17 protein-coding genes are annotated in these 22,986 nt (G+C 71.0%); 7 read left to right on the top strand and 10 right to left on the bottom strand.

Annotation, left to right across the window (positions count from 1 at the left end; all coding sequences use genetic code 11):
- Positions 1-8: 8 nt before the first annotated feature.
- Positions 9-926, bottom strand: a complete 918-nt coding sequence (locus ACLQ2T_RS12770) for a DNA-3-methyladenine glycosylase family protein (RefSeq protein WP_425766230.1) — start codon at positions 924-926, stop codon at positions 9-11.
- A gap of 498 nt (positions 927-1,424) precedes the next feature.
- Between ACLQ2T_RS12770 and ACLQ2T_RS12765 the strand changes: the two genes are divergently transcribed.
- Genes ACLQ2T_RS12765 through ACLQ2T_RS12750 form a run of 4 tightly spaced genes read left to right on the top strand, consistent with a single transcriptional unit; the run spans position 1,425 to position 8,908 of the window.
- Entirely contained in the window at positions 1,425-3,281 is a 1,857-nt protein-coding gene (locus tag ACLQ2T_RS12765) for a stealth family protein (RefSeq protein WP_425766229.1), read from the top strand.
- Between the two features lie 41 nt (positions 3,282-3,322).
- Positions 3,323-4,888 carry a stealth family protein gene (locus ACLQ2T_RS12760; protein ID WP_425766228.1) on the top strand — a complete coding sequence of 522 codons (1,566 nt, stop codon included), beginning with the start codon at positions 3,323-3,325 and terminating at the stop codon, positions 4,886-4,888.
- The gene (locus ACLQ2T_RS12755) at positions 4,885-7,083 is read left to right on the top strand and encodes a glycosyltransferase family 4 protein (RefSeq protein WP_425766227.1); all 2,199 of its coding nucleotides are present in this window, start codon (positions 4,885-4,887) and stop codon (positions 7,081-7,083) included. The genes ACLQ2T_RS12760 and ACLQ2T_RS12755 overlap by 4 nt, the downstream gene beginning before the upstream one ends.
- Positions 7,084-7,141: 58 nt before the next feature.
- Positions 7,142-8,908 (top strand): stealth family protein, encoded by a 1,767-nt coding sequence (locus ACLQ2T_RS12750; RefSeq protein WP_425766226.1) that lies wholly within the window; start codon positions 7,142-7,144, stop codon positions 8,906-8,908.
- 54 nt (positions 8,909-8,962) lie between these two features.
- Here ACLQ2T_RS12750 and ACLQ2T_RS12745 read toward each other — a convergent pair whose 3' ends face one another.
- The 9 genes from ACLQ2T_RS12745 to ACLQ2T_RS12705 form a co-directional block, all read right to left on the bottom strand.
- A complete protein-coding gene (locus tag ACLQ2T_RS12745) occupies positions 8,963-9,649 on the bottom strand; it encodes a COG4315 family predicted lipoprotein (RefSeq protein WP_425766225.1) in 687 nt (228 codons plus the stop codon).
- A 183-nt stretch (positions 9,650-9,832) separates the two neighbouring features.
- Positions 9,833-10,609, bottom strand: coding sequence for a zf-HC2 domain-containing protein (locus tag ACLQ2T_RS12740; protein ID WP_425766224.1), 777 nt, complete (start codon positions 10,607-10,609; stop codon positions 9,833-9,835).
- A complete protein-coding gene (locus ACLQ2T_RS12735; protein ID WP_425766223.1) occupies positions 10,606-11,298 on the bottom strand; it encodes a sigma-70 family RNA polymerase sigma factor in 693 nt (230 codons plus the stop codon). Before ACLQ2T_RS12735 ends, ACLQ2T_RS12740 begins: the two co-directional genes overlap by 4 nt.
- An 83-nt stretch (positions 11,299-11,381) precedes the next feature.
- Entirely contained in the window at positions 11,382-12,239 is an 858-nt protein-coding gene (locus ACLQ2T_RS12730) for a spermidine synthase (protein ID WP_425766222.1), read from the bottom strand.
- On the bottom strand, positions 12,239-13,192 hold the full coding sequence (locus ACLQ2T_RS12725; protein WP_425766221.1) for a hypothetical protein: 954 nt from the start codon (positions 13,190-13,192) through the stop codon (positions 12,239-12,241). The genes ACLQ2T_RS12730 and ACLQ2T_RS12725 overlap by 1 nt, the downstream gene beginning before the upstream one ends.
- Positions 13,193-13,199: 7 nt before the next feature.
- Entirely contained in the window at positions 13,200-15,674 is a 2,475-nt protein-coding gene (locus ACLQ2T_RS12720) for an AAA family ATPase (RefSeq protein ID WP_425766220.1), read from the bottom strand.
- On the bottom strand, positions 15,674-16,822 hold the full coding sequence (locus ACLQ2T_RS12715) for an exonuclease SbcCD subunit D (RefSeq protein ID WP_425766219.1): 1,149 nt from the start codon (positions 16,820-16,822) through the stop codon (positions 15,674-15,676). The genes ACLQ2T_RS12720 and ACLQ2T_RS12715 overlap by 1 nt, the downstream gene beginning before the upstream one ends.
- 129 nt (positions 16,823-16,951) lie before the next feature.
- Positions 16,952-18,703 (bottom strand): ATP-binding protein, encoded by a 1,752-nt coding sequence (locus tag ACLQ2T_RS12710; protein ID WP_425766218.1) that lies wholly within the window; start codon positions 18,701-18,703, stop codon positions 16,952-16,954.
- 167 nt (positions 18,704-18,870) lie between these two features.
- Positions 18,871-19,614, bottom strand: coding sequence for a pyrimidine reductase family protein (locus ACLQ2T_RS12705; protein WP_425766217.1), 744 nt, complete (start codon positions 19,612-19,614; stop codon positions 18,871-18,873).
- Positions 19,615-19,764: 150 nt separating this feature from the next.
- On the opposite strand from ACLQ2T_RS12705, the gene ACLQ2T_RS12700 reads away from it, so the two are divergent.
- The 3 genes from ACLQ2T_RS12700 to ACLQ2T_RS12690 all read left to right on the top strand — a co-directional run bounded on the left by ACLQ2T_RS12700 (position 19,765) and on the right by ACLQ2T_RS12690 (position 22,974).
- Positions 19,765-20,328, top strand: coding sequence for a plasmid pRiA4b ORF-3 family protein (locus ACLQ2T_RS12700; RefSeq protein ID WP_425766216.1), 564 nt, complete (start codon positions 19,765-19,767; stop codon positions 20,326-20,328).
- 270 nt (positions 20,329-20,598) lie between these two features.
- On the top strand, positions 20,599-21,891 hold the full coding sequence (locus ACLQ2T_RS12695) for an ABC transporter substrate-binding protein (protein ID WP_425766214.1): 1,293 nt from the start codon (positions 20,599-20,601) through the stop codon (positions 21,889-21,891).
- Positions 21,892-22,005: 114 nt separating this feature from the next.
- Complete coding sequence (locus ACLQ2T_RS12690; RefSeq protein WP_425766213.1) at positions 22,006-22,974, top strand: carbohydrate ABC transporter permease; 969 nt, start codon at positions 22,006-22,008, stop codon at positions 22,972-22,974.
- The last annotated feature ends 12 nt before the right edge of the window (positions 22,975-22,986 follow it).

Below are 22,986 nucleotides of genomic sequence, written 5' to 3'. Positions count from 1 at the left end.
GGCGGAGGTCAGTAGCGGGCGAAGGAGCGGATCGGCATCCGCGGGCCGAACCTGGGGGCGTGGATGCCGGCGACCTCCAGCAGTCGGCAGACCCGGCCCCGATGGCCCCGGAAGGGCTCCAGCAGCTCCAGCATCCGGGCGTCGTCCGCGCGGGCCTCACCGGCCAGGGCCCAGGCCACCGTGTTCGGTACGTGGTAGTCGCCGACGCTCACCGCGTCCGGGTCGCCGTACGCCACCCGGACGACCTCGGCGGCCGTCCACGGGCCGATCCCGTTGATCGACAGCAGGGCGCGGGTCGCCGTCGCCGAGTCCTCGCTGCGTTCCAGCCGGTCGGCGACGGCGGCGGCCCGGCGCAGGGTGTCGGCGCGGCGCTGCTCCACCCCGAAGGGGTGGTAGACCCAGTAGGGGGCGGCTGCCACGGTCGCCGGCTCGGGCGGCAGGAGCAGCGACACCGGTCCCGGTGCCGGCTCGGCGAAGTGGCGGACGGTGGCCGCGTACGCCCGGTAGGCCTCCTTGCCGGTGACCTTCTGCTCGAAGACGGCCCGCAGCACCCGGGGAAAGACCAGCCCGGTGGCGGGCAGCCGCAGGCCGGGATGCTGGGCCGCCAGGCGGGCCACCACGGGGTGGGACCGGGCCAGGTCGGCGAAGCCGGTGAGGTCGTCGCGCAGCCCGGCGATCGCGTCGGCCTGCTCGACCATCCAGCCGCCGCCGGGCCCGTACCCCTCGGCGCGCAACTGGCCGCCGGTGGCGTGCAGGGCCAGGGTGGCGGGCCCGCCCGGGGTACGCGCCGCCAGCCAGAAGGTGTCGCCGTTGATCCGGGCGCAGGGATCGTACGGGCTGAAGGTCAGGGGCCGGATCGAGGCGACCAGCCGGTAGCCGGACGGCGGGCGCAGGGCCCGGCCGGCGGTGGGTGCGGCTCCGGTCACGAACCCACTGTGCCACCTCGGCGGCGCCCCGGGCACCGCCGGGCCGCCTCTGGTCGGCGCCCCGGACACCGCTGGCCCGGCCCTGATCGGTGCTCCGGACCATCCTCGGTCACCTTCCGTTCATCGCGGGGCCCACCGAACGGTCAGGAATCATCGGGCAAATACTCCCATTTGCTGATGTAACTGACCTCACACCGAGACACGATCAATATGGAAAGGTTTGATTCCTCACCTGTAAGTGAAGTGCGCTGTTAGGGTCCGACCAGCGCGGTATCCGCCCGGCCGACATAGCAGCCGGTGCATGTCGGATGGCTGGCCACGAGGTCACCCCGATGAGGTCAGACCTGCCGCGGGTCACGGGGAATCTGCTCAGGAGGTGCCGGGATGGCTGCTGGCGCGATTGTTCGGTCGGGGTGTTTCAGAACCGTCGTCACGCCGTACGGGCGTCACCTTTAAGGTGGGGTGGCCCCAGGTGACTGAACCGAGCGTGGCGATCCGATGATTGCGCTGCGCGTCTACCGTCTCCTGCCGCCGGGCGTCCGGCGTCACCTGTTGCGGCTGCTCCCGGAGCAGCACCGGCTCGGCATCGTGCGTACCCTCACCCGCCCTCGCGGCGGGGAGACGGTGCACCCGGTCGGCGCCCGGGTGCTGGTCACCGACGACGGGGTCCGTGCCGAGGCCGAGGTCGTCGCCGCGGCGACCCCACTCCAGATGTGGCACCGCAACCTGAACGCAGTTACCTCCACTCTGGAGTCCGCCGGGATCGAATACCACTGTGTACGCCACGACGACTACCTGCGTAGCTCGGTGGCGGTGCTGGACGATCAGCGGGAGGCGGTGCGGCGGTTGGTCGACTCCGCGCCGCTTCTGTCCGGGGCCCAGGTCCGGGTGGTCGAGGTACGGCCGGACCGGGACCAGCCGGACCGGGAGCCGACCGAGGTGATCCAGGTGTGGTTCCCGGTGACGGACGTGCGGGCGGGGGTGGTGCTCGGCGCGCAGTTCGCCTGCGAGATCGAGATGTGGACCCGGGTCGGCGACCTGGTACGGGCACCCCGGCACAACGCCGTGATCGACGAGGCTCCGGCGGAGGCGCAACCGGTGCGGGTAGCCGCCGCCCTGCTCAGCCATTTCGTGCCCGAGGCCGACGACCACACCTACGGCACCCGTCGTGACCTGGCCGTACGCGCGCCGGACCGGGTCAGCTTCCCGATCGACGCGGTCTACACCTGGGTGGACGGCGCGGACCCGGAATGGCGGGAGCGCAAGCAGGCGGCGATGGGTACCCCGGACGCCGCCCTGCACGCGATCGCCGCCAACACCTCGCGCTACCACAACCGCGACGAGCTGCGGTACTCCATGCGCTCGCTGCACAGCTTCGCACCCTGGCTGAGGAAGATCTTCGTGGTCACGGACAGTCAGTTGCCGAGCTGGCTGGACCCCGACCATCCGATGATCACGGTGGTGTCGCACGCCGACCTGTTCGCCGACCTCGACGGCCTGTCCTCGTTCAACTCGCACGCCATCGAGTCCCGGCTGCACCGCATCGAGGGCCTGGCGGAGCACTTCCTCTACCTCAACGACGACGTCTTCCTGGGTCGGCCGCTGCTGCCCACCCACTTCTTCCACGCCAACGGGATCGCCAAGTTCTTTCCCTCTCCGGCGCAGTTCGGGCTCGGCGAGGCCACCCCCGGTGACCTCCCGGTGAACGCCGCCGGGAAGAACAACCGGCGGCACATCCAGCGACACTTCGGCGTGACCATCACGCAGAAGATGAAGCACACCCCCTTCGCCCTGCGGCGCAGCATCATGCAGCAGATCGAGGCGATGTTGCCGGCGGAGGTGACCGCCACGGCCCGGCACCGGTTCCGCGACCACCGTGATCTGTCGATCCCGTCCTCCCTGCACCAGTACTGGGCCTACCTGACCGCTCAGGCCGTTCCCGGGGAGATCGAGTACGAGTACGCCGACCTCGGTCACCCGGCGACCCCCGCCCGGCTGGCCGAACTGCTGGCCCACCGCGACCGTGACGTGTTCTGCCTCAACGACACCGACTCCGACCCTCGGGCCTTCCAGGAGCAGGAACGGATGCTCGCCGATGTCCTGCCCCGCTATCTGCCCTTCCCCGCGCCCTTCGAGCTGCCGGAGGAGGAGGTGGCGCGGCGTCGGGAGTCGGGCGCCAGTGCCCTGTGGCGGCAGTTCCGAGGTGTCGACCGGTACGACAAGCGGGTGGACGCGCAGACCATCCCCTCGCTTCCGGCGGCCCGCCAGGCGGACGCGGCCACCCTCCCGGCCCTGCGGGTCGGCCCCCGATCGGATGCCCCCACCCTGCCCTCGATCCCCAGGGAATCACCGTGAGCCTGACCTCCCCTCTCTCCCCATCCCGGACGACCGATACGGTGCCCCCGGGCGGTGCCGAAGCTCGTGAGGTGCTGGTGGACGGGCGTCGTCGGCGCGCTCATGTGCACCCCGGCCTGACCCCGATGCTCGCCCGCCAGCTCAATGTCGCCGCGGTGACCGGGGCCCTCGACGCACACGGCGTGGACCACTTCCTGGTACGCGGCATGGACGACCGCACCCCGGTGATCGGAGTCAGCCAGCAGGACCGGACGGCCGTCCTGGGTGCCCTGGAGAAGCTCGGGGCCACCGCCGGCTGCTACGTCAGTCAGGTGCTGCCGAAGCCACCCGTCACCACGGCGCTGCACGACGCCGAGGACCCGGCGGTCTGGGCCGACCTGCACACCGTCGAGGCGTTCAAGCTGACCTGGTTCCGGGTGGACCCGACGATGAAGCTGGTCCTCGGCGCCGTGTACGGGTGCGAGATCGAGTTCTGGCAGCCGGACCGGGGGGCCGAGGTGTTGCGTGCCCCGAGGCGTAACCGGATGATGCCCGCGGTCTCGATGGCGGGGGTGCCGGTGCGGGTCGGCGAGCACCGCTTCACCCGACTGGCCGCCGCGCGCGACTGCGGCCCCGGTCTGCGTACCCGGCCGGAGTTCGACCACTCGCTGCCGGACGACATCGAATTCCCGATCGATGTGGTCTACACCTGGGTGGACGGCGCGGATCCGGACTGGCAACGCCGGCGGGCCGAGATCAAGGGGGAGGCCTTCCACGCCGAGGCCGCCAGCGAGTCGCGCTACATCAACCGGGACGAGCTGAAGTACTCGCTGCGCTCACTGCACCTCAACGCGCCCTGGGTCCGCAACATCTACATCGTGACCGACCGGCAGCGCCCCGCCTGGCTCGATCTGAGCCCGGGGAACATCTTCGTGGTCGACCACCAGGACATCTTCACCGACCGGGACGCCCTGCCGACCTTCAACTCGGTGGCCATCGAGACCCAGCTGCACAACATCGACGGCCTGGCCGAACACTTCCTCTACCTCAATGACGACATGTTCTTCGGCCGGCCGCTGGCCCCGCAGACCTTCTTCCTGGCCAACGGCAACACCAAGTTCTTCCTGTCCCAGAACCGGGTTCCGGTCGGTCCGATCACCAACCTGGACACGCCGATCGACGCCATGATCAAGAACAATCGGCGGCTCATCGAGCAACGGTTCGGCCGGACCCTGACCCAGGGCAGCCAGCATGTGCCCTACCCGCTGCGGCGCAGCATCCTGGCCGAGCTCCAGCGGGAGTTCCCACAGGAGCACGCCCGCACGGCGCACAGCCGGTTCCGCAGCGCCACCGACATCATCATCACCTACTCCCTGTACCACTACTACGCCTTCCTGACCGGTCGGGCCCTGCCCGGTCAGGTGAACTACGGGTACGTGCAGTTGGCGGTGCCGGACCTCGTCGCCCGACTCAAGCGGGCCGAGGCCCGGCGGGACTGGGACACCTTTTGCATCAACGACGCCTTCTCCACGTACGCCCAACTCCAGCAGCAGCTGGCCGTCCTGGAACCCTTCCTGGAGGCGTACTTCCCGGTGCCCAGCCCCTACGAGGCGGCGGACCAGCGGTGAAGTTCTCCTTCCTGGTGCACAACCTCTACGGGGTGGGCGGCACCAACCGGGCGGTGCTCAACCTGGCCACCGGGCTGGTCGAGGACGGTCACACCGTCGAGATCGCCTCGGTCTTCCGGCGACTGGACCGGATGATGTTCGACGGCGACGAACGGATCACCGTGGTGCCGCTTGTCGACATCAGGCCACGGCGGCCGGACCGCTCCGACCCCCAACTGCGGGAACCCTCGACGGTGATCCCGACCCATGAGGAGTTCCACCAGCAGTACAGCCGGCTGACCGACGAGCGGATGATCCGCTACCTCAGGCACACCGACGCCGACGTGGTCGTGGGCACCCGGCCGGGGCTCAACCTCGTCATCGCCCGGCACGCCCCGGAGCATGTGGTGCGGGTGGCCCAGGAACACATGACCCAGGACCTGATCCACCAGGCGGTCAAGGCCGACATCAGCCGGTACTACTCGCGCATCGACCTGGCGTACACGGTGTCCCAAGCGGACGCCGAGGCCTTCCGGACCGGCAACCCGGTCCCGGCCACCCAGGTCAAGGCGTTGGCCAACAGCGTCCCGGCCAGTGCGATCGCGCCGGCGGACGGACGGAGCCGGATCATCGTGGCGGCAGGCCGCCTGGAACCGCTCAAGCGGTACGACCAACTGATCCTGGCCTTCGCCCAGGCGGTCCGGGACTGCCCGGGTTGGACCCTGCGGATCTACGGGGACGGCGACCAGCGGCCGGGGCTGGCCCGGCTCATCCGTGAACTGGGCCTGTCCGGCCAGGTCCTGCTGATGGGTCGGCGCGAGGACATGGCCGCGGAGTGGGTAAAGGGTGCCGTCGCCGCGGTCTCCTCGCAGCGGGAGTCGTTCGGCATGACGATCGTCGAGGCGATGCGACTGGGCCTCCCGGTGGTCAGCAGTGACTGCCCGGTCGGCCCCCGCGAGATCATCACCCACGGCGAGGACGGTCTGCTGGTGCCCACCGATGACTTCGGGGCGTACGCCGATGCGCTGCGGGTGTTGATGCACAACGACGAACTGCGGATCCGGATGGGTCGGATGGCGGTGACCAACTCGGCCCGCTTCGATCCGGTGCACCTGGCCGCCCAGTTCGCCCGGGACTGCGCTCAGGTGCTCGCGTACCGCCGCAGCCAGGTGCCCCGCCCCCGGCGGGTGGGACGCCGGGGCGTTACGGCGGAGCCGACCCGCCGGGAGGCCGGGCTGGCCCGCGCCCTGGCCGATCCGGTGCTGCGGGGGATCGCCGGCAACGAACTGGCTCGACGGGCGAGCATGGGCGCTCTGGTGCGGCTGACCCGGATACCCCGGGCCCGTAGCACCAGCACCCGACTGCAGTCCGCGATCAGGCGGCGGATCTCGGAGACCCAGGAGGCGCCGGTGGCGGACTGCCTGGTGTTGCCGGACCTGGGTCTGCGGGTGTCGGTGGACGGGAGCACCGGTGCCGGCGAGGCGTGCGTGGTGCTGAGCAACCGGGACACCCGGGAGGTGCTCCGTACCCCCCTCGTGCCCTCCCCGGACGGCACGCGGGCGGAGGTCTCCCTCGATGCCGGGGCCCTGTCCGAGGGCCGCTGGAACATCTTCCTGACCGAGGGGAACAAGGGGCGGCGTCGGTTGCGTCCCCAGCGGGTGGACTGCCGGGTGCTGTCCGGCGTCGCCGGTCCGCCGGGGGACCGGGCGGGGCTGTCGGCGCAGGTGCCGTACCAGACGGCGGACGGTTTCCTGGCGATCCGCAGTTGGGTGCGGGCCCGCCACGCCGAGGTACGCCGGATCGCGGTCGACGGCACGGCCGTCACGGTCACCTTCACCTGGCACGGACCGGGGGAACCGGAGCAGGCGGTGCTGCGCCGACGGGGGGATGCCCCGGAGTCGCTGAGCCTGCCGGTCGGGCCGGCCCCGCAGGGACAGCTGAGCATGGTGGTGCCGTTGACCCCCCTGACCGACCTGCGGTTGGGCCGGTACGAGGACTGGGACGTCTATCTGCGGTGCGGCTCGGACGAGGTGCGGATGGGCCGGTTCGCCGACGACGTGGTCGACAAGAAGCGCGCGTACAGCTATCCGGAGATCGACCTGACCCGGCCGGTCCCACTGGACCTGGTCGAGGAGGACCCGGCGCCGAGGTTGCGGGTCCGCCCCTACTACACCATCGACAGCGAACTCTCCTTCGCGATCATCGATCGCCCCTAGCGCCCCCAGATCGCGCCCCCGGGAGCCCGGAGCGCCCGCACAGAGGAGCAAGGTAGCCGTGACCGAGCCGGGGCGAGTCCCGTCGGAGATCCCCAGAGCTGTCGCCGAACCCTCCGGGTTCGTGGAGGTCTATCGGCGGGTGCTCAGCCCGCAGACCCGGCGGGCCATCGCCAAGAAGGTGAGTCCGCGCGCCCGGCACCAACTGAAGCAGTGGGTGGCCCGGGCCGCCGACGACACCCGGTCGGCGGGTCGTCGAGCCGAACGGCTGGCCCGCCAACAGCCGGAACTGCTGTCCGGCGGTCACCGGGCGGCGGTCACCGCCGACCGGGCACCCCGGATCGCCCTGGTGGCCGCCGACCTGACCCCCCTGCTGGCCCGGACCGAGAACCTGGCGGCGGTGACCGCCGCTCTGGCCGACGCCGGTGTCGAGTTCTTCCGGGTCCGGGGCGGCTCCGAGAGGTCCTCAGTGGTCGGGGTCGACGTCGCCGACCGGGACCGGGTGTACGCCGCCCTGGCGGCGGCCTGCACGCGCACTCCCGGCTATGTCACCCAGGTGGGCTCCGGCGGCGAGCATCCGCCGGCCCCGGGATTCGAGCCCAAGGTGTGGAAACGTCTGGCCGCGGCTGAGGTGCTCCGGCTGACCTGGTACCGGACGGACCCCCGACACCGGTTGGTGCTGGGGCAGGAGTACGGATGCGAGGTGGAGTTCTGGACCCGCCAGGGGAGCACCCTGGTGGCCCCCCGCCCCAATCCGGTGGCCGAGCAGGTCGACCCGGCGCAGCCGCCGGTCGTCGCCTCCGAGGCGCTGTTCACCAGGTTGCTGCCCCCGACCACCACGGCGACCGCCCGGACCAGGTCGCCGTTCGCCGGACGACGCCCGGACGATGTCACCTTCCCGATCGACGTGGTCTACACCTGGGTCGACGGCACCGACCCCGACTGGCTGCGGCGGCGGGCGGCGGTGACCGGTGTGCCGTACCACAGTGAGGCGGCCAACCCGGCCCGGTTCCTCAGCCGGGACGAGCTGCGCTACTCGCTGCGTTCCCTGCACCTGTACGCGCCCTGGGTGCGCCAGGTCCACCTGGTGACCGACGACCAGGTGCCGCCCTGGTTGGACCGGTCCGCGCCCGGCCTGCGGGTGGTCAGTCATCGGGAGATCTTCGCCGACCCGGGGGTGCTGCCCACCTACAACTCGCACGCCATCGAGAGCCAGTTGCACCACATCGAGGGGCTGGCCGAGCACTTCCTCTACTTCAACGACGACGTGTTCCTCGGCAGTGAGGTGCTGCCCTCGGACTTCTTCCTGGCCAACGGCATCTCCCGGTACTTCCCCTCGCCGGCCCTGGTGCCGCCGGGTACGGCGAGCGCCGAGGACATCCCCTCGTCGGCGGCCGGAAAGAACAACCGGGCCCTGATCGCCGAGCGGTTCGGAACCGTGCTGACCCAGAAGATGAAGCACATGCCCCACGCCCTGCGGCGCAGTGTGCTGTACGAGATCGAGGAGACCTTCTCCGCTGCCCACCGGCAGACGGCCGGGAGCCGCTTCCGCAGCATGACGGACATCTCGATCGCCTCGTCACTGCATCACTACTACGCCTTTCACACCGGGCGGGCCGTGCCGGGGAATCTGCGGTACACCATCGCGGAGCTGTCCGATCCGGGCACCCCGGGACGGCTGGCGCACCTGCTGGCCCGGCGGGACCGGCACGTCTTCTGCCTGAACGACGCCTTCTCCACCGAGGAGGATCTGGCCGCCCAGTTGGCGGTCGTCACGCCCTTCCTGGACACCTACTTCCCGGTGCCCAGCCCGTGGGAGCGGGCCTGACGACGACGATGGCCGACCGCAGTTGCTGCGGCCGGCCATCGGGGGACCTCAGGGTCAGTAGTCGTAATCCGAGTCGGAGCCGCCCGACTTGGTCTTCGACGGCGGCTCGACCGCCTTCGGGGTGCCCTTGGGCAGGCACTCCAGGTTCTTGCTGCCGTCGGGGTTGACCACGAACCAGGTGCCGCCTACCCCCTGGCCCTTCCACTGGCCCGGCTTCTTGTCACCGATGTAGGTGTAGAGGGGCCAACCGTCCAGGGTGATCTGGCGGGTGCCGTCGGGGCGGGTGATGGTGCCGACCGCGTCGTCGGAGACGCCCTTGAGCTTCGGGTTGCCGTCGGTCAGCGCCGGAGGCCACACCTCGGCGCACTGGTCCTCGCAGTTGGTCGTCGGCGGGTCGTTGCTGTCCCGGTCGAAGCGGTACAGCAGGAAGCCGTCCTGGTTGACGACCGCGCTGCCCATCCGGGGGAACTTCTTGCCGGTCAGACTCTCGGTCAGTTCGACACCCTCGGGCAGCGGGGCATCGTTCTCGGTCTCCGCTCCCGGCGAGGCCGAGGTGCCCGGTTCAGGACTGGCCCCGGAGTCCGCGCTGATCTCCGGCTCCGGGGTCGCCGAGGAGTCGGCCGCAGCGACGGCGACCGGTTCCGCCGCGCCGGGGTCCGCTCCGTTGTAGCCCGCGGGCGCGCAGGCCGTAAGTGCGACCATGGCGCTCGCGACAACGACGGTCCGCTTCATCTTCGCCACGTGCCCTCCTCATACTTGACAAGTCACCGGGAAGTACGGAATCAGTGCTGTCAAGGTTGAAAGCAGAACGGTGGCTCATTTCACAGTCGATCGATTGAACCGGAATCGACCGTCGTCCGTGCAGGGGTGGACGGGCAAAGGCCCGCCTCGATCGAGGCGGGCCTTTGCGTGGTCTCCGGGTGCTCAGCCGGCGGGCACCGTGACCAGGGGCTTACCCACCCCCTTGCCGTCGACCTCCTGCACCTGGAAGTGCTTCACCTCATCCAACGTGGAGGATGTGGCGGCGGACAGGGTCAGCGGTTCGGGATTGCTGTTGGTGCCGTAGCCGCCCTGCGGGACCGACCAACTGGAGACGACCTCGGTGCTGGCGTCCCGGCGTACCACCACCAGACGGCACTCCCGGGGACCGGGCAGCCGACCCAGGGTGAAGTCGATGTTGGTGCCGAAATCCTTCGAGGCCAGGAAGAAGGTGGCCGTGACCCCGGTGGTCGGGTCGGTGACGTTGACCTGCTTGCCCTCCTGCGCGTTACCCCCGAATCCCGGGTCGCCCGGGTTGCCCGGGCGGTTGTTCGGCACCTCCACCGGCCCGGAGGTCGGACCGGCGATCAGGGGTGCGGCGCCACTGTCGGCCAGATTGCTGAACACCACCCCGGTGATCCCACCGAGGACCACCACGGCCGCGGCGGTCGCGAGAATCTGCCGGAACCGTGCCTTGCGCCGGTGCGCCCGCATCGCCACCAGGGTCCGGTCCAGCAGGACCGGATTGGTGTGGGTCTGCTCCATCGCCGTCACCGACTCCGCGTCGATGTCGGAGAGCAGCCCGACCACCGGCACCATCGACTCCAACTCGGCGGCGCACGCCCAGCAGGTTGCGAGGTGTTCCTCGAACCGTTCCATGTCCTGTTCGTCCAGCACGCCGAGCGCGTACGCGGCGACGTCCATGTGGTCAACTCGGCTCATTCCGTCACCCCCCTCTCCTGCAAGGCTGTGCGCAGGGCGCGCAGCGCGTAGTAGACCCGGGACTTGGCGGTGCCCAGCGGCAGCCCGAGTTCCTCGGCCGCCTCTGGCACCGTACGCCCCCGGAAGTAGGTCGCCACCAGGATCTCCCGGTGCGATTGACTCAACGTGCGTAGCGCGTCGGCCACCGTCATCGAACGCAGCACCCGGTCGGTGCTGTCCGACTCGGCGAACGCGGTCAGGTCCCGGTCGTACGTCTCGGCCGGCCGGGCCTGTTCACTGCGGTGTTCGTCGATGGCGATGCGGCGGGCCACCGTGACCAACCAGGGACGCAGGGAACCCTGCCCCTGGGTGCCCAGCCGGTGGGCGTTACGCCAGGCCCGCAGCAGTGTCTCCTGGACGATGTCCTCGGCCCGCTGCCGGTCACCACCGGTCAGTCGCATCACGAACATCAGCAACGGACCGGCGTGTTCGGCGTACAGGGCGCGGATCAACTGGTCGGAGTGGGCGGCCTCGGTGGTCGTCGCCTGATGGCGGCCAGGGGCGGGGCGCGGCGTCACCGGGCTATTCTGGCGAGACTCCGCACGCGAGTCGACCCCGTTGGTGGTCGTGGTCGGCCGGGACTGGGACCGGGCGGACATCCAGTCCACCCGCACCCGCTCGCCGTGCCAACCGGCCGCCAGTGCGTGCATGCAGACCTCCGGTTGTCCCTGGACAGAAGCCGTCCCCCCACGGGCATGGCTGCCGAGTGATACGCACCGCCGGGCCGTACAGATCAACGGCGGACGGAAAAAATTCCCGCCGGGGGTGGGGTGGAGTCCGTGGCCTGCTCGTCGTGGACCGCCGGGGCGCCCCCCACGAAGCGGTCGAGGTCGGCCCCGGCCAGGACCCGGCCGGGAAACCAGTCACCGGCGGCCCGGCGGGTCAACTCCGGCACCGGGGGCTCCTGAGCTCCGGCGACCAGCACCAGGTTGCCGTAGCGGCGGCCCCGCAGCACCCCGGCGTCGGCGACCAGACACCCCCGGGGCAACACGGTACGCACGGTGGCGACCTGCCCCCGGGCGTAGCGCAGGGGTGGGCCGTCGGCGAGATTGGCCAGGTACCAGCCGCCCGGTCGGAGCACCCGGGCCACCTCGGCGGCGTACTCCACAGAGGTCAGTCGGGCCGGGGTGCGGGCACCGGCGAACACGTCGGCGACCACCACGTCGTAGCTGCTCTCCCGGGTGCTGGTCAATGCCGCTCGGGCATCCTCGACCCGCACCTTCAGGCGTGCGTCCGACCGCCAGGGCAGGACCCGGCGGACCAGGTCGACCAGGGCACCGTCCACCTCGACCACCCGCTGGGTGGAGCCGGGTCGGGTGGCGGCGACATAGCGGGGCAGGGTCAACGCCCCGCCGCCCAGGTGCAACACCCGCAGGGGGGTGCCGGGCGGCGCGATCAGATCCAGCGCGGCGGCCAGCCGCCGGACGTACTCGAACTCCAGATGGGTGGGATCGGTGAGGTCCACATGCGACTGTGGGGCCCCGTCCAGCGACAGGGTCCACGAGCCGGGCCGGTCCGGATCCGGGGTCAGCTCGGCCAGCCCGGTGTCGACCTGTTCGGTGCGCCGGTCGGTGTCGCGGCGGCGGCCCATCAGCGGTTGGTCCGCGCGGCGGCGTTCAGCGCGCGGTGCAGCAGCCGGGCGTCACCCAACCGGGACCGCAGCAGACGCTCCAGGCCGGCGATCGGCACGAGGTTCTGCGGGGCCCGGGGATCCTTGTAGGGGGTGGAGGCGAACCGGGGCAGAGTCACCAGCGACAGGTCCGCCAGCCGTACCGCCTCGCTGATCTCCAGTTCGGCGGAGCACTCCATCCGGACGATGCCGGCCCAGGGTGCCCCGGGGGCCACCGGCAGCCGCAGATACCACGACCAGCCACCCCAGGCGGTGCCGAGGCGGAACACCGGCGACCGGTGGCCCGGTGCCAGCCCGGTGACCACGGCGGTGAGCCGGGCGTCGAGATACTGGCTGTGCTGGGTCTTGATGTATCCCAGGGTGCGCGGCAACTGCCGCCGGTTGCGCAGCGGCCCGTCCACCACCAGCAGATCCTCATCCGTACGGGCGGCGTCGGAGACCTCCACCTCCAGGGCGGTCAGCGGCCCCTGCACGGCCGCCGGCAGCTTGGCCAACTCGCCCGTACCGCTGACCCGGTGCACCGGGTAGCGGACGTTGCCGGCCACCACCTCAGCCGCCGAGGGGCTGGCCGTGAACAACCCCCGGCCGACCTTCGCACCGGCCAGCTGCGCCGCCCCGCGCTCCAGGTCGCACCGCACCACCCCGGCGGCGTACGAGGCGGCCAGGCCGGGGTACGAGGTGCCGTCCTCCTCTGCCGTCCAGACACTGGCGTCGATCCGGCGTACCCCGTCGACCAGCAGCACCACATGGGGGGCCCGCACCCCCGGGCGGGGGCCGATGGCCCGCCAGTCCACCGCGGGCAGTTCGGCGTCGGCGTCGACCTGCGCGCTGCTCGGCGCGGCCGGGCCACCTGCGGCGGCCTCGAAGGAGGCCCCGTAGGCCGGATCCCAGGCGTCGACGAAGAACCGGGTCATGGTCGTCTCACCGGCCGGTCCGTTCCACCCGGGCCGAGCGGGCGTCCTTGCGTACCTCGAAACGCACCGGGATCCGCTCGGCCAGCGCCGGCACGTGGGTGACCACCCCGACCATCCGGTCCCCCCGGGCGGCCAGGTTCTCCAGGGTGGCGGCGACCGTGTCCAGGGTGGCTGCGTCCAGGGTGCCGAAACCCTCGTCCAACACGATCGACTCCAGGCTGGCCGCGGTGGTGGACATCCCGGCCAACTGCTCGGACAGGGCCAGCGCCAGGGCCAGGGAGGCCTGGAAGGTCTCCCCGCCGGACAGGGTCCGCACCCCGCGCCGCAGGCCGGCGTCGTGATGATCGACGACGAAGAACTCACCCTTGTCGTGGACCAGGTCGTACTGGCCGCCGGAGAGTTCCCGAAGGATCCGCGAGGCGCCGTCGACAAGCAGGTCCAGGGCCTCGGCCAGCAGCCACCGCTCGAAGTTGTTGGCCCGCAGGTGCCCGGCCAGCGCCCGGGCCACCTGGGCCTCGCGCTCGTGCTCGGCCCGCTGCTCGCGTAGCTGCGTCGCCTGCTCGCGGCGCTCGACCAGCCGGCGCAGCTCGGCCTCGGCCCGCTCCACCGCCACGGTCGCGGCACGGACGGGGTCGTCCGGAGCGGGCAGCCCCGCCTCGGCGAAGATGCCCTCGATGCGCTCCGTCGCCGCCCGGGTGGCCGCCTCGGCGTCGGCGACCGATCCGGCCAGGCCCTCCCGCTGCGAGCGGCGGTGCAGGGACTGCTGCCGCGCCCACTCCGACAGGGCGGTCCAGGCGGCGGCCAGGTCCTCCCGGTCGACGGCCGGTGGGCCGAAGCGTGCCAACCCGTCGCGGGTGCCGTCGAAGTGCCGCCACGCCGTACGCAGCCGCTCCTGGGCCGCCTCCACGGTGCCCCGGGCCCGGCGCGCGGCGTCCCGACCGGCCCGTACCGCCGTGGCCGCCTCGTCCAGCGCCGCCCGCAGCCGGGTGTGTTCGGCGAGCCGCTCACGCAGGGTCTGCGGGCTGGCCGCGTCGGCCAGGCGTTCGTCTAGCGTGGACAGTCGGGCCCGCACCCCGTCGTGTTCGGCGCGGACCCGCACCAGGACCCGGTCCAGTTCCCGGGCCGCCGTGTCGCGTTCGGTCACCAGCCGCTTGGCGGCCTCACTGGCCGTCCGGGCGGCCTTGCCGGCGGCCACCGCCCGGGCCACCGCCGACCCGGCCGGAGTCGCCGGCACCCGGGCCACCACCTGTTCGCACACCGGGCAGGGGTCCCCCTCGCTCAGGTGCGCCCGCAACGCCGCCGCCTGGTCGGCGGTCTTCGCCTCCTCGTGGGCCTGGAAGGCCGCCGCCAGCTCCGCCTCGGCCCGTTCGGCCTGCGCACCGGCCTGCGCCAGCGCCGTCACGGCCGCCTCGTGTTGCGTAGCGGCCCGCTCCACCGCCACCCGCAGCTGCTCGGCCTGACCGGCCAGCTGCTCCCGGTCGGCGTAGGCCCCCAGCAGCAGCCGCAGGGTGCTCTCGTCGCCCAGGGCGGTCAGCTCGCCGCGCAGCTTCTCCTCGCGCTCCTCGGCCAGCGAGACCTCGTCCACCGCGGCATCCGCCGCCGCCCGGGCGGCGGTCACCGCCCGGGTCAGCTCGGCGGTCGCCTTCGGGGCCCGGACCGCCTCCAGCAGAGCCAGCTCGGCGTCGAGGGCGGCCAGGGCCTGCGCCACCTCCCGCGCCGTGGCCCGCGCCGTCTCCAGCTCCGGTACGGCGGCAGTCACCGCCCCGGCCAGCTCGGTCATCCGCTCGACCTGCGCGGTGGCCTGTTCCAGGGTGGCCTCGTCGGTGTCGGCCAGCCCGGCGAGCAGCTGGTCCAGGGCCTCCAGCTTCGCCTCGGCCTGCCCGGCCCGACCGGTGGCCAGCTTCTGCACCTCCTCGTACACCCCGAGGCCCAGCAGGTTGACCAGGATCTGCTGCCGGGTGGCCGGCCGGGCGTGCAGGAAGTCGGCGAACTGCCCCTGCGGCAGCACCACGCAGCTGGTGAACTGCTCGTACGGCAGGCCGACCGCCGCCAGCACGGCGGCCTCCATCTCGGCCGGAGTGCCGGCGACCACCTCGCCGAGATCCTCCGGGCTCAACCCGGTGTCCAGCTTGGTGACGTCGAAGCCGTCCGGCATCAACTGCAACCCGGCATTGGCGGTCTTGACATTGCCCCTACCGTCGCGGCGCACCACCCGGGTCGCCACGTACCGGGCCCCGGCCGACTCGAAGACCAGCCGCACCCGGGCCTCCGTCGCCGACGGGGCCAGCGCGTTACCCAGCCCTCGGGTGCCGCCCCAGCGGGGCACCGTGCCGTAGAGGGCGAAGCAGATCGCGTCGAGCACTGTCGACTTGCCGGAGCCGGTGGGCCCGACCAGGGCGAAGAAGTCCGCGTCGGTGAAATCGATAGTGGTCTCGTCCCGGAACACCGTGAAGCCGGCCAGGTCCAGCCGCATCGGCCGCATCAGTGCTCCACCTGTTCAAGGAGTTCGTCGAAGAGGTCCCGGACCCCCTCGTCGGCGTGCCCCCGACTGTCCAGGTAGTCGGCGAACAGTTGGCGGGGGGTACGCCCGGAGCGCTGGGCGACCCGGGTGCCGCTGCCGGGCGCCGCCAGCAGCTCCGGGTCGATGCGGATCTCCAGGGCGCGGGGGAACAACTCCTGCACCTCCTCGCGCAGCCCGGCGCGGGGCTGCTCGCGTACGTACACCCGCAGCCAACCCTCCGGTGGGGTGATCCCGGCCAGTTGCTCCAGCGTGCCGCGCACGGTGTGCAGGGCCGTCGCCGCCGTCACCGGCACCTCCCGCACCTGCGCCGCCGTGGTCGCGCTGACCTCGACCAGGGTCACCGACGGGACGTTCTCCTGCTCGCCGAAGTCCACCGCCAGCGGGGCGCCGCTGTAGCGGATCGGGCAGGGCCCGGACACCCGCTGGGCGCGGTGCAGGTGCCCCAGCGCCACATAGTGTGCGGTGCCCGGGAAGACCGTGGCCGGTACGGCGTAACCCATGACGGTGTGCGCGTCCCGTTCACCGCCGCCGGTGGCCGCCCCGACCACGGTCAGGTGGGCGGTGACCAGGTGGACCCGGTCCGGCTCGGTGAACCCCTCGGTCAGCCGGGCCAGGATGCGACCCAGGTGGTCGGCGTAGGTCTGGATGGTCTCCGCGGCGGTCAACTCGTACATCTCCACCGCCCGGATCGCGTACCGCTGGGACAGGAACGGCAGGGCGGCCAGCCGCCAGCGTTCCCCACCGGGGGTGGTGCCGTCGATGACGTGCTCGGCCGGGTCCTCGCGCACCCCGCCGCGCAGGGTGATGCCGGCGGCCTCGGCCCACGGACGCAGGGCGTCCAGGGCGGCGCCGTTGTCGTGGTTGCCGCCGATGGCCACCACGTCCGCCCCGGTGCGCCGCAAGGCGGTCAAGGCCCGGGTGACCAGCCGGGTGGCCTCCGCCGTCGGCGCGGCCGTGTCGTAGAGGTCACCGGCGATGACGACCAGATCCGGTCGTTCCTGTCGGGCGATGTCGATGACCCCGGCCAGCACCTGTTTGTGTTCCTCGGCCCGGGACTGCCCCTTGAGGACCTTGCCCACGTGCCAGTCCGAGGTGTGCAGGATCTTCACGGGGTCGGCCTTTCGCTCGCGACTGCGGGGCTCCGCTTCGCTGCACTCCTCGCGCTCACGGGGTCGGCCTTTCGCTCGCGACTGCGGGGCTCCGCTTCGCTGCACTCCTCGCGCTCACTGGCTGCCCTCTCAGAAGGGGATGTCGTCGTCGGCGCCGCCGCCGGAGCCCACGACCGCGAAGGGGTCGGCGGACTGGGTCAGCGAGCGCAGGGTGTGCGAGGGCGCGGTGCCGGCCTCGGAGACCCGGGTCGCCCAGGCCGGGAAGGGGAACTCCAGGCAGAGTGGGACCGGGATGTCGGGCTGGTTGACGAACATCGTGCCCGGCTTGGCCAGCAATGCCCGCTGCCGCTGGGCCGGCGGAAGGAAGCCGTACTCGGGACGGGAGGCCTCGGCCGGGTCCAGTCGACCCACCACCCGGATCGCCGAGTTGGTGACGATGCGTCGTTCCACCTCGCTGGCGGTCTGCTGGGCCCCGATGAGGATCACCCCGAGGGACCGGCCCCGCTCGGCGATGTCGAGCAGCACCTCCTTGATCGGGGAGGAACCCTCCCGGGGGGCGTACTTGTTCAACTCGTCCAGCACCACGAACAACAGGGGCTTGGCCGTGCCGGCCTTCTCCTTGCGCTCGAACTCGCTCTTGAGGGTCACCCCCACCACGAACCGCTGCGCGCGGTCCGGCAGGTTGTGCAGGTCGACCACGGTGACCTGGGCGCTCTCCGCGGTGTTGATCGAGTGGGGACGGCGGGTGGCCAGGTCGCCCCGGATCAGCCGGGACAGGTCCTTCTTGCTGCCGATCAGTCGTCGGGCGAAGGCGTTGACCGTGCCCAGGCCGACCGCGCTACCGGCCCAGTCACCGCGGGTCTCGTCGTCACTGAGCTGCTCGACGATGTGGTCCACCAGGTCGCCGTAGCTGCCCAGGCGCACCCCGTCGATGCTGACCCCGCCGTCGGCCGGCTGGGCGTACCGGGCCAGGTGGGCGGCGACCGAGTGGACCACCATGGTGTACTGCTGGCGCTCGTCGTCGGCGTCGGCGAAGACGTACGGCAGGAGCCGGTCGGCGCAGAACTCCGACAGGGTCCAGTAGAAGCTGTCAACCCCGGTCAGCCGACTGCTCACATCCGGGGTGCCGGAGGAGTCACCGACCCGGGGTGGGGCGTACACCCGTACGTCGCCGAAGGCGTCGGCGACCAGGCCCAGTCGGGCGTACGCGGCCCGGGTGGCGTCGTCCAGCCGGGTGTTCGGGTGATCCAGGAAGAGCAGATCCTCGCCCTTGACATTGAAGATCAGCGCCTTGGCGTTGACCGCGTCACCACCGAGCTGCCCGGAGCGGAACACCGAGTAGAGCAGGAAGGTCGCGAAGCTGGTCTTGGTGGCCACCCCGGAGATGCCGGAGATCGACACGTGGGCGCCCCGGGTGCCGTCCAGGAAGTCGGCGTTGAGGTAGACCGGCACCCCGTCCCGGCCGGTGCCCATCGGGATGCGGCGTTCCATCCGGTCGAAGTGCAGCGCCCGCGCCCGGGCGTCCCCCTCGGCCCGGTGCACCACCGCCCCGGGCTGCGGCGGCACGTAGAACTCCGGATCGACCCGGGTGGTGGTGATCTCGGCGGCCTCCTGCACCTGGGCAGGGAGGGTGCCCTCGGCGATGGCGAACACGTCGGAGTCGAACTGGGCGCCCTCGTGCCGCGCCCGGACCTGGGTGACCACCCCGGCGATGGTCACCGGCTCCCGGTCGGGCAACTCCCGGCGGGTCACCACCACGTCGTCCAGTTGCAGGTAGCTGCCGGGGGCGACGGCCGTCCAGAACTGAAGGGGAGTGGCGTCAGCGGTGCCCAGCACCCGCCCGACACCCTCGCCCATGACCTCGAACCCCTGGTCAGTCATCGGGCGGTCCCTCCTCGGCGGTCATCGCGGTCGGCGTACACGCCCTGCATCCTGCCGGAGGAGTACGACAGGTCGCCACGCGACGCGGCGGAGGCCACGCCGGGACCCCAGGGGTGATCGCACAGCGCTACCGCACCCTTACCAGGGGTTGCGCGGGGTGTGCCCGGTCAGCGGGCGTGGCGCAGCAGCAGGGTGCCGTCACCGGCGAGCAGCACATGGCGTAGCGGCAGCTGCCGAGCCGGACTGGGCAGACCGGCGGTGATCCGACCTGCTCCGGCACCGGCGAGCAGCGGAGCCACCGACAGGCAGACCTCGTCGACCAGGTCGGCGGCGGTCAGCGCGCCGAACAACTGCGGGCCGCCCTCGCAGAGCACCTGGTGCAGGCCGCGTCGCCGCAGTTCGGCCAGGCCGAGGGGCAGGTCGACCCGGTCGGTGCCGCAGTGCACCAGATCGGCGACGGCGGCCAGCTCCGGCGCCGCCGGTGCGCCGTCGCGGGTGAGCACCACCGGGCGTACCGGGGCGTCGGCGAAGGCCGCCTGGGCCGGGTCCAGGTCGAGGCTGCCGGAGACCACCACCAGGGTGGGATATTCGGCCAGTCCGTGCCGAAGCCGCCAGGCCCGGCGCCGTTCGTCGAGCCGGATCGCCCGGTAACCCTCGTGGCGCAGGGTGCCGGCGGCGACCAGCAGCCCGTCGCACAGCATCCGCAGCAGTCCGAAGACCCGCTTGTCCGGCGCGCCGGACAACCCGGCGGAGTAACCGTCGAGGCTGACCGCACCATCGACACTTGTCACGAAGTTCATCCGCAGCCGCGGGGAGTCGGCCCGGGGATAGCGCGCGATCAGTGCGTCGTCGTCCAGGGATCCGGGGGAGGGGTCCGGCCAGAGCGCGCAAATCGATGGGTCGGCGGTCATTCGCCGACCGGACCGGTGACGACAGGGGTGGGTCGAGGGGTACGGTGCTGGCAGTCGCACCAGTTCCGGCCCGGGCAGTCGTCGTGCCGCCGCGACCGGCACGCTCGGCAGATCATGCTCGCAGCCTATGCCGTGGAAGGACGGGACATCATGCCGCGTCAGATCTTCCAGCTGAGGATCTCCCTGTCCGGGGTCCGCCCCACCATCTGGCGTCGGGTGCTCGTGCCGGGTGGCTACACCCTGGATCGACTGCACCGGGTGGTGCAGCACGCGATGGGTTGGCGCGACTGCCATCTGCATTCCTTCGACATCGACGGCGTGCAGTACGCGGAGCCCGATCCCGAGGGGGATCTGCTCCTGGAGGACGAGATGACCCCGCACGACGAGTTGGACGTGCGCCTGGACGCGGTGGCGAGCAAGGGCAGCCGGTTGCACTACACGTACGACTTCGGCGACTGGTGGGAGCACGACCTGCTGGTGGAGGACGTGTTCACCGCCGAGGCCGACGAGCGCTACCCGAGGTGTGTCGACGGCGAGCGGGCTGCTCCGCCGGAGAACATCGGTGGCCCGCAGGGTTACCTGCTGCTGCTCGCCGCGCTCGCCGACCCGGGGCACCCGGAGCACCCGGGAATGCGTGAGTGGGTCGGCGACGGCTACGATCCGGCGGCCTTCGACCCCGACCGGGTGACCACCCTGTTGCGGCGATTCTGCTGATCATCGATATTCAGCGGGGCTGATCGCAGGATTTCCCGACGGGTGCGAAGCGGGATCAAACCGGTTCTGTGGTAACGATCTGGGAACGCTCCCAACGGCCTATTGACACTCCTGATACCTCCCGGCAATCTCATGGGAGCGTTCCCAAGGGGCGTAGATCACATTTTCACCGCCCGGGGCGTCGACGCTCGGCTCACCAGCCGGCGGCCGGCAGACGCTGCGGCACCCCCCCACCACATAACCAGCCTCACCATCGAAAGAGGGGTCAGGATGAACCTCACCAAACGGCGTACCCGCCTGGCGGCGGCCACCTTCGCGGCGGTCATCGCCGTCGGTGGCCTCGCGGCCTGCGGTAACGACGACGACAACAACGCTTCGGAAGAGGGCGGCAAGCCCGCCAAGCTGATCGTCGACACCTTCGGCGAGATGGGCTACGACGAGCTCGTCAAGCAGTACGAGCAGCAGTCCGGCATCAAGATCGAGCTGCGCAAGACCGCGCAGCTGCGGGACTACCGGCCCAAGCTGGTCCGTTACCTCGCCACCGGCAAGGGCGCGGCCGACGTGACCGCCCTGGAAGAGGGCATCCTCAACGAGTTCAAGGCCAACTCGCGCAACTGGGTCGACCTCACCTCGCTGATCGACGACCACTCCAAGGAATACCTGCCGTGGAAGTGGGAGCTGGGCAAGGCGGCGGACGGGCGGCTGATCGGCCTGCCCACCGACGTCGGCAGCCTCGCGGTCTGCTACCGCAAGGACCTGTTCCAGGCGGCCGGTCTGCCCACCGAGCGGGACCAGGTCTCGGCCCTCTGGCCGGACTGGAGCGGCTTCCACAAGGCCGGCCAGACGTACAAGCAGGCCACCGGCAAGGGCTTCATCGACTCGATCACCGCGGTCTCCAACGGCGTGCTGTTCCAGCAGGGCAGTGACCTGTTCTACGACAAGGAGAACAACGTCATCGCCAAGGACAGCCCCGCGGTGAAGGCTGCCTGGGACACGGCGACCTCGATGGTGGACATCTCCGCCAAGGCGGAGACCTGGTCGCCGGCGTGGAACGCCGGCTTCAAGCAGGGCACCTTCGCGGCGACCTTCTGCCCGTCCTGGATGCTCGGCATCGTCGAGGAGAACTCCGGCGAGGGCAACAAGGGCAAGTGGGACGTGGCTTCCGTGCCGGGTGGCGGCGGTAACTGGGGCGGCTCCTGGCTGGCCGTGCCGGAGCAGAGCCAGCACCAGAAGGAGGCGGCCAAGCTCGCCGAGTTCCTGACCAACGCCAGTGGCCAGGTCGCGGCCTTCAAGGCTGCCGGCCCGCTGCCGACCAACCTCGAGGCGCTGAAGAACGAGGAGTTCCTCAGCTACACCAACGAGTACTTCAGCGGCGCGCCGACGGGCAAGATCTTCGGCGAGAGCGTGTCCAAGATCGAGCCGGTCCACCTGGGCCCGAAGCACCAGGCGGTCAAGGAGAACGCGTTCGAGCCGGCCATGCGGGCCTTCGAGAACGGGCGGGCCAGCAAGGATCAGGCCTGGGCGCAGTTCGTCAAGGACGCGGAAACTCAGGGCGCCTTCTGAGTGTGATTCCCATCCGGTGGCGTTCGGGGGGACTTCCCGAACGCCACCGGTCGGTCACCCCTTGCGCGTCGCACCGCGTGCGGGCCCCGGGGCGTCGCCCGGAAAGGAAACCCCATGAGTCTGTCGGCCACGACGGCCCCGCCGTCCTCAGCACCACCACCCCCCAACGCCGAGCAGCGGCGCCGGCGTGGGCATCTGCTCAACCGCCTGGATCTCAAGTACTCCCCGTACCTCTACATCGCACCGTTCTTCCTGCTCTTCGGCATTTTCGGGTTGTACCCGATGCTGCGTACCGCCTGGATGTCCCTGCACGACTGGGACATGATCGGTGACAACTCGTTCATCGGGCTCGACAACTACACCCGGCTGGTCTCCGACGAGTACTTCTGGAACGCGCTGGTCAACACGTTCGGCATCTTCGCGCTGTCGACCATCCCGCAGCTGCTGCTGGCGCTCTTCCTGGCCAACCTGCTCAACCGCACCCTGCTGCGGGCCAAGACCTTCTTCCGGATGGCCATCTTCATCCCGAACGTGGTTTCGGTGGCCGCGGTCGCCATCGTCTTCGGCATGCTGTACCAGCGCGACTTCGGTCTGTTCAACTGGCTGCTCAGCTTCTTCGGGGTCGAGGCCATCGACTGGAACGGTGAGAAGTGGAGCTCCTGGACGGCGCTCGCCACCATGGTCAACTGGCGGTGGACCGGGTACAACACCCTGATCCTGCTCGCCGGCATGCAGGCCATCCCGAAGGACCTCTACGAGGCGGCCGCGATCGACGGGGCCGGTCAGTGGCGGCAGTTCTGGCAGATCACCCTGCCCATGCTCAAGCCCACCTTCATCTTCGTGGTGATCCTCTCCACGATCGGTGGCATGCAGCTGTTCACCGAGCCGCTGCTCTTCGCCAACGGCAACATCATCGGTGGTGACCAGCGGCAGTTCCAGACCCTGGCCATGTACATGTACGAGATGGGCATCGTCAACCTGAACACCGCCGGCTACGGAGCCGCGGTCGCCTGGGCGATCTTCATGATCATCGTGCTGGTGTCGCTGATCAACTTCGTACTCGTCCGCCGTACGGCGAAGTGAGGAGAGACCAGT

It is taken from the genome of Micromonospora sp. DT229, from assembly GCF_049844505.1.
In the GTDB taxonomy this organism is placed as follows: domain Bacteria; phylum Actinomycetota; class Actinomycetes; order Mycobacteriales; family Micromonosporaceae; genus Micromonospora.
The sequence above is the reverse complement of the archived record's forward strand: the minus strand, read 5'-3'. Positions and strand labels throughout refer to the sequence as shown.

Coding starts and splice junctions, on each gene's coding strand:
- ACLQ2T_RS12710 (WP_425766218.1), bottom strand. CDS start 18,703: ATGACTGACCAGGGGTTCGAGGTCATGGGCGAGGGTGTCGGGCGGGTG.
- ACLQ2T_RS12705 (WP_425766217.1), bottom strand. CDS start 19,614: ATGACCGCCGACCCATCGATTTGCGCGCTCTGGCCGGACCCCTCCCCC.
- ACLQ2T_RS12725 (WP_425766221.1), bottom strand. CDS start 13,192: ATGACCCGGTTCTTCGTCGACGCCTGGGATCCGGCCTACGGGGCCTCC.
- ACLQ2T_RS12690 (WP_425766213.1), top strand. CDS start 22,006: ATGAGTCTGTCGGCCACGACGGCCCCGCCGTCCTCAGCACCACCACCC.
- ACLQ2T_RS12740 (WP_425766224.1), bottom strand. CDS start 10,609: ATGAGCCGAGTTGACCACATGGACGTCGCCGCGTACGCGCTCGGCGTG.
- ACLQ2T_RS12735 (WP_425766223.1), bottom strand. CDS start 11,298: ATGCACGCACTGGCGGCCGGTTGGCACGGCGAGCGGGTGCGGGTGGAC.
- ACLQ2T_RS12695 (WP_425766214.1), top strand. CDS start 20,599: ATGAACCTCACCAAACGGCGTACCCGCCTGGCGGCGGCCACCTTCGCG.
- ACLQ2T_RS12730 (WP_425766222.1), bottom strand. CDS start 12,239: ATGGGCCGCCGCCGCGACACCGACCGGCGCACCGAACAGGTCGACACC.
- ACLQ2T_RS12765 (WP_425766229.1), top strand. CDS start 1,425: ATGATTGCGCTGCGCGTCTACCGTCTCCTGCCGCCGGGCGTCCGGCGT.
- ACLQ2T_RS12720 (WP_425766220.1), bottom strand. CDS start 15,674: ATGCGGCCGATGCGGCTGGACCTGGCCGGCTTCACGGTGTTCCGGGAC.
- ACLQ2T_RS12700 (WP_425766216.1), top strand. CDS start 19,765: ATGCCGCGTCAGATCTTCCAGCTGAGGATCTCCCTGTCCGGGGTCCGC.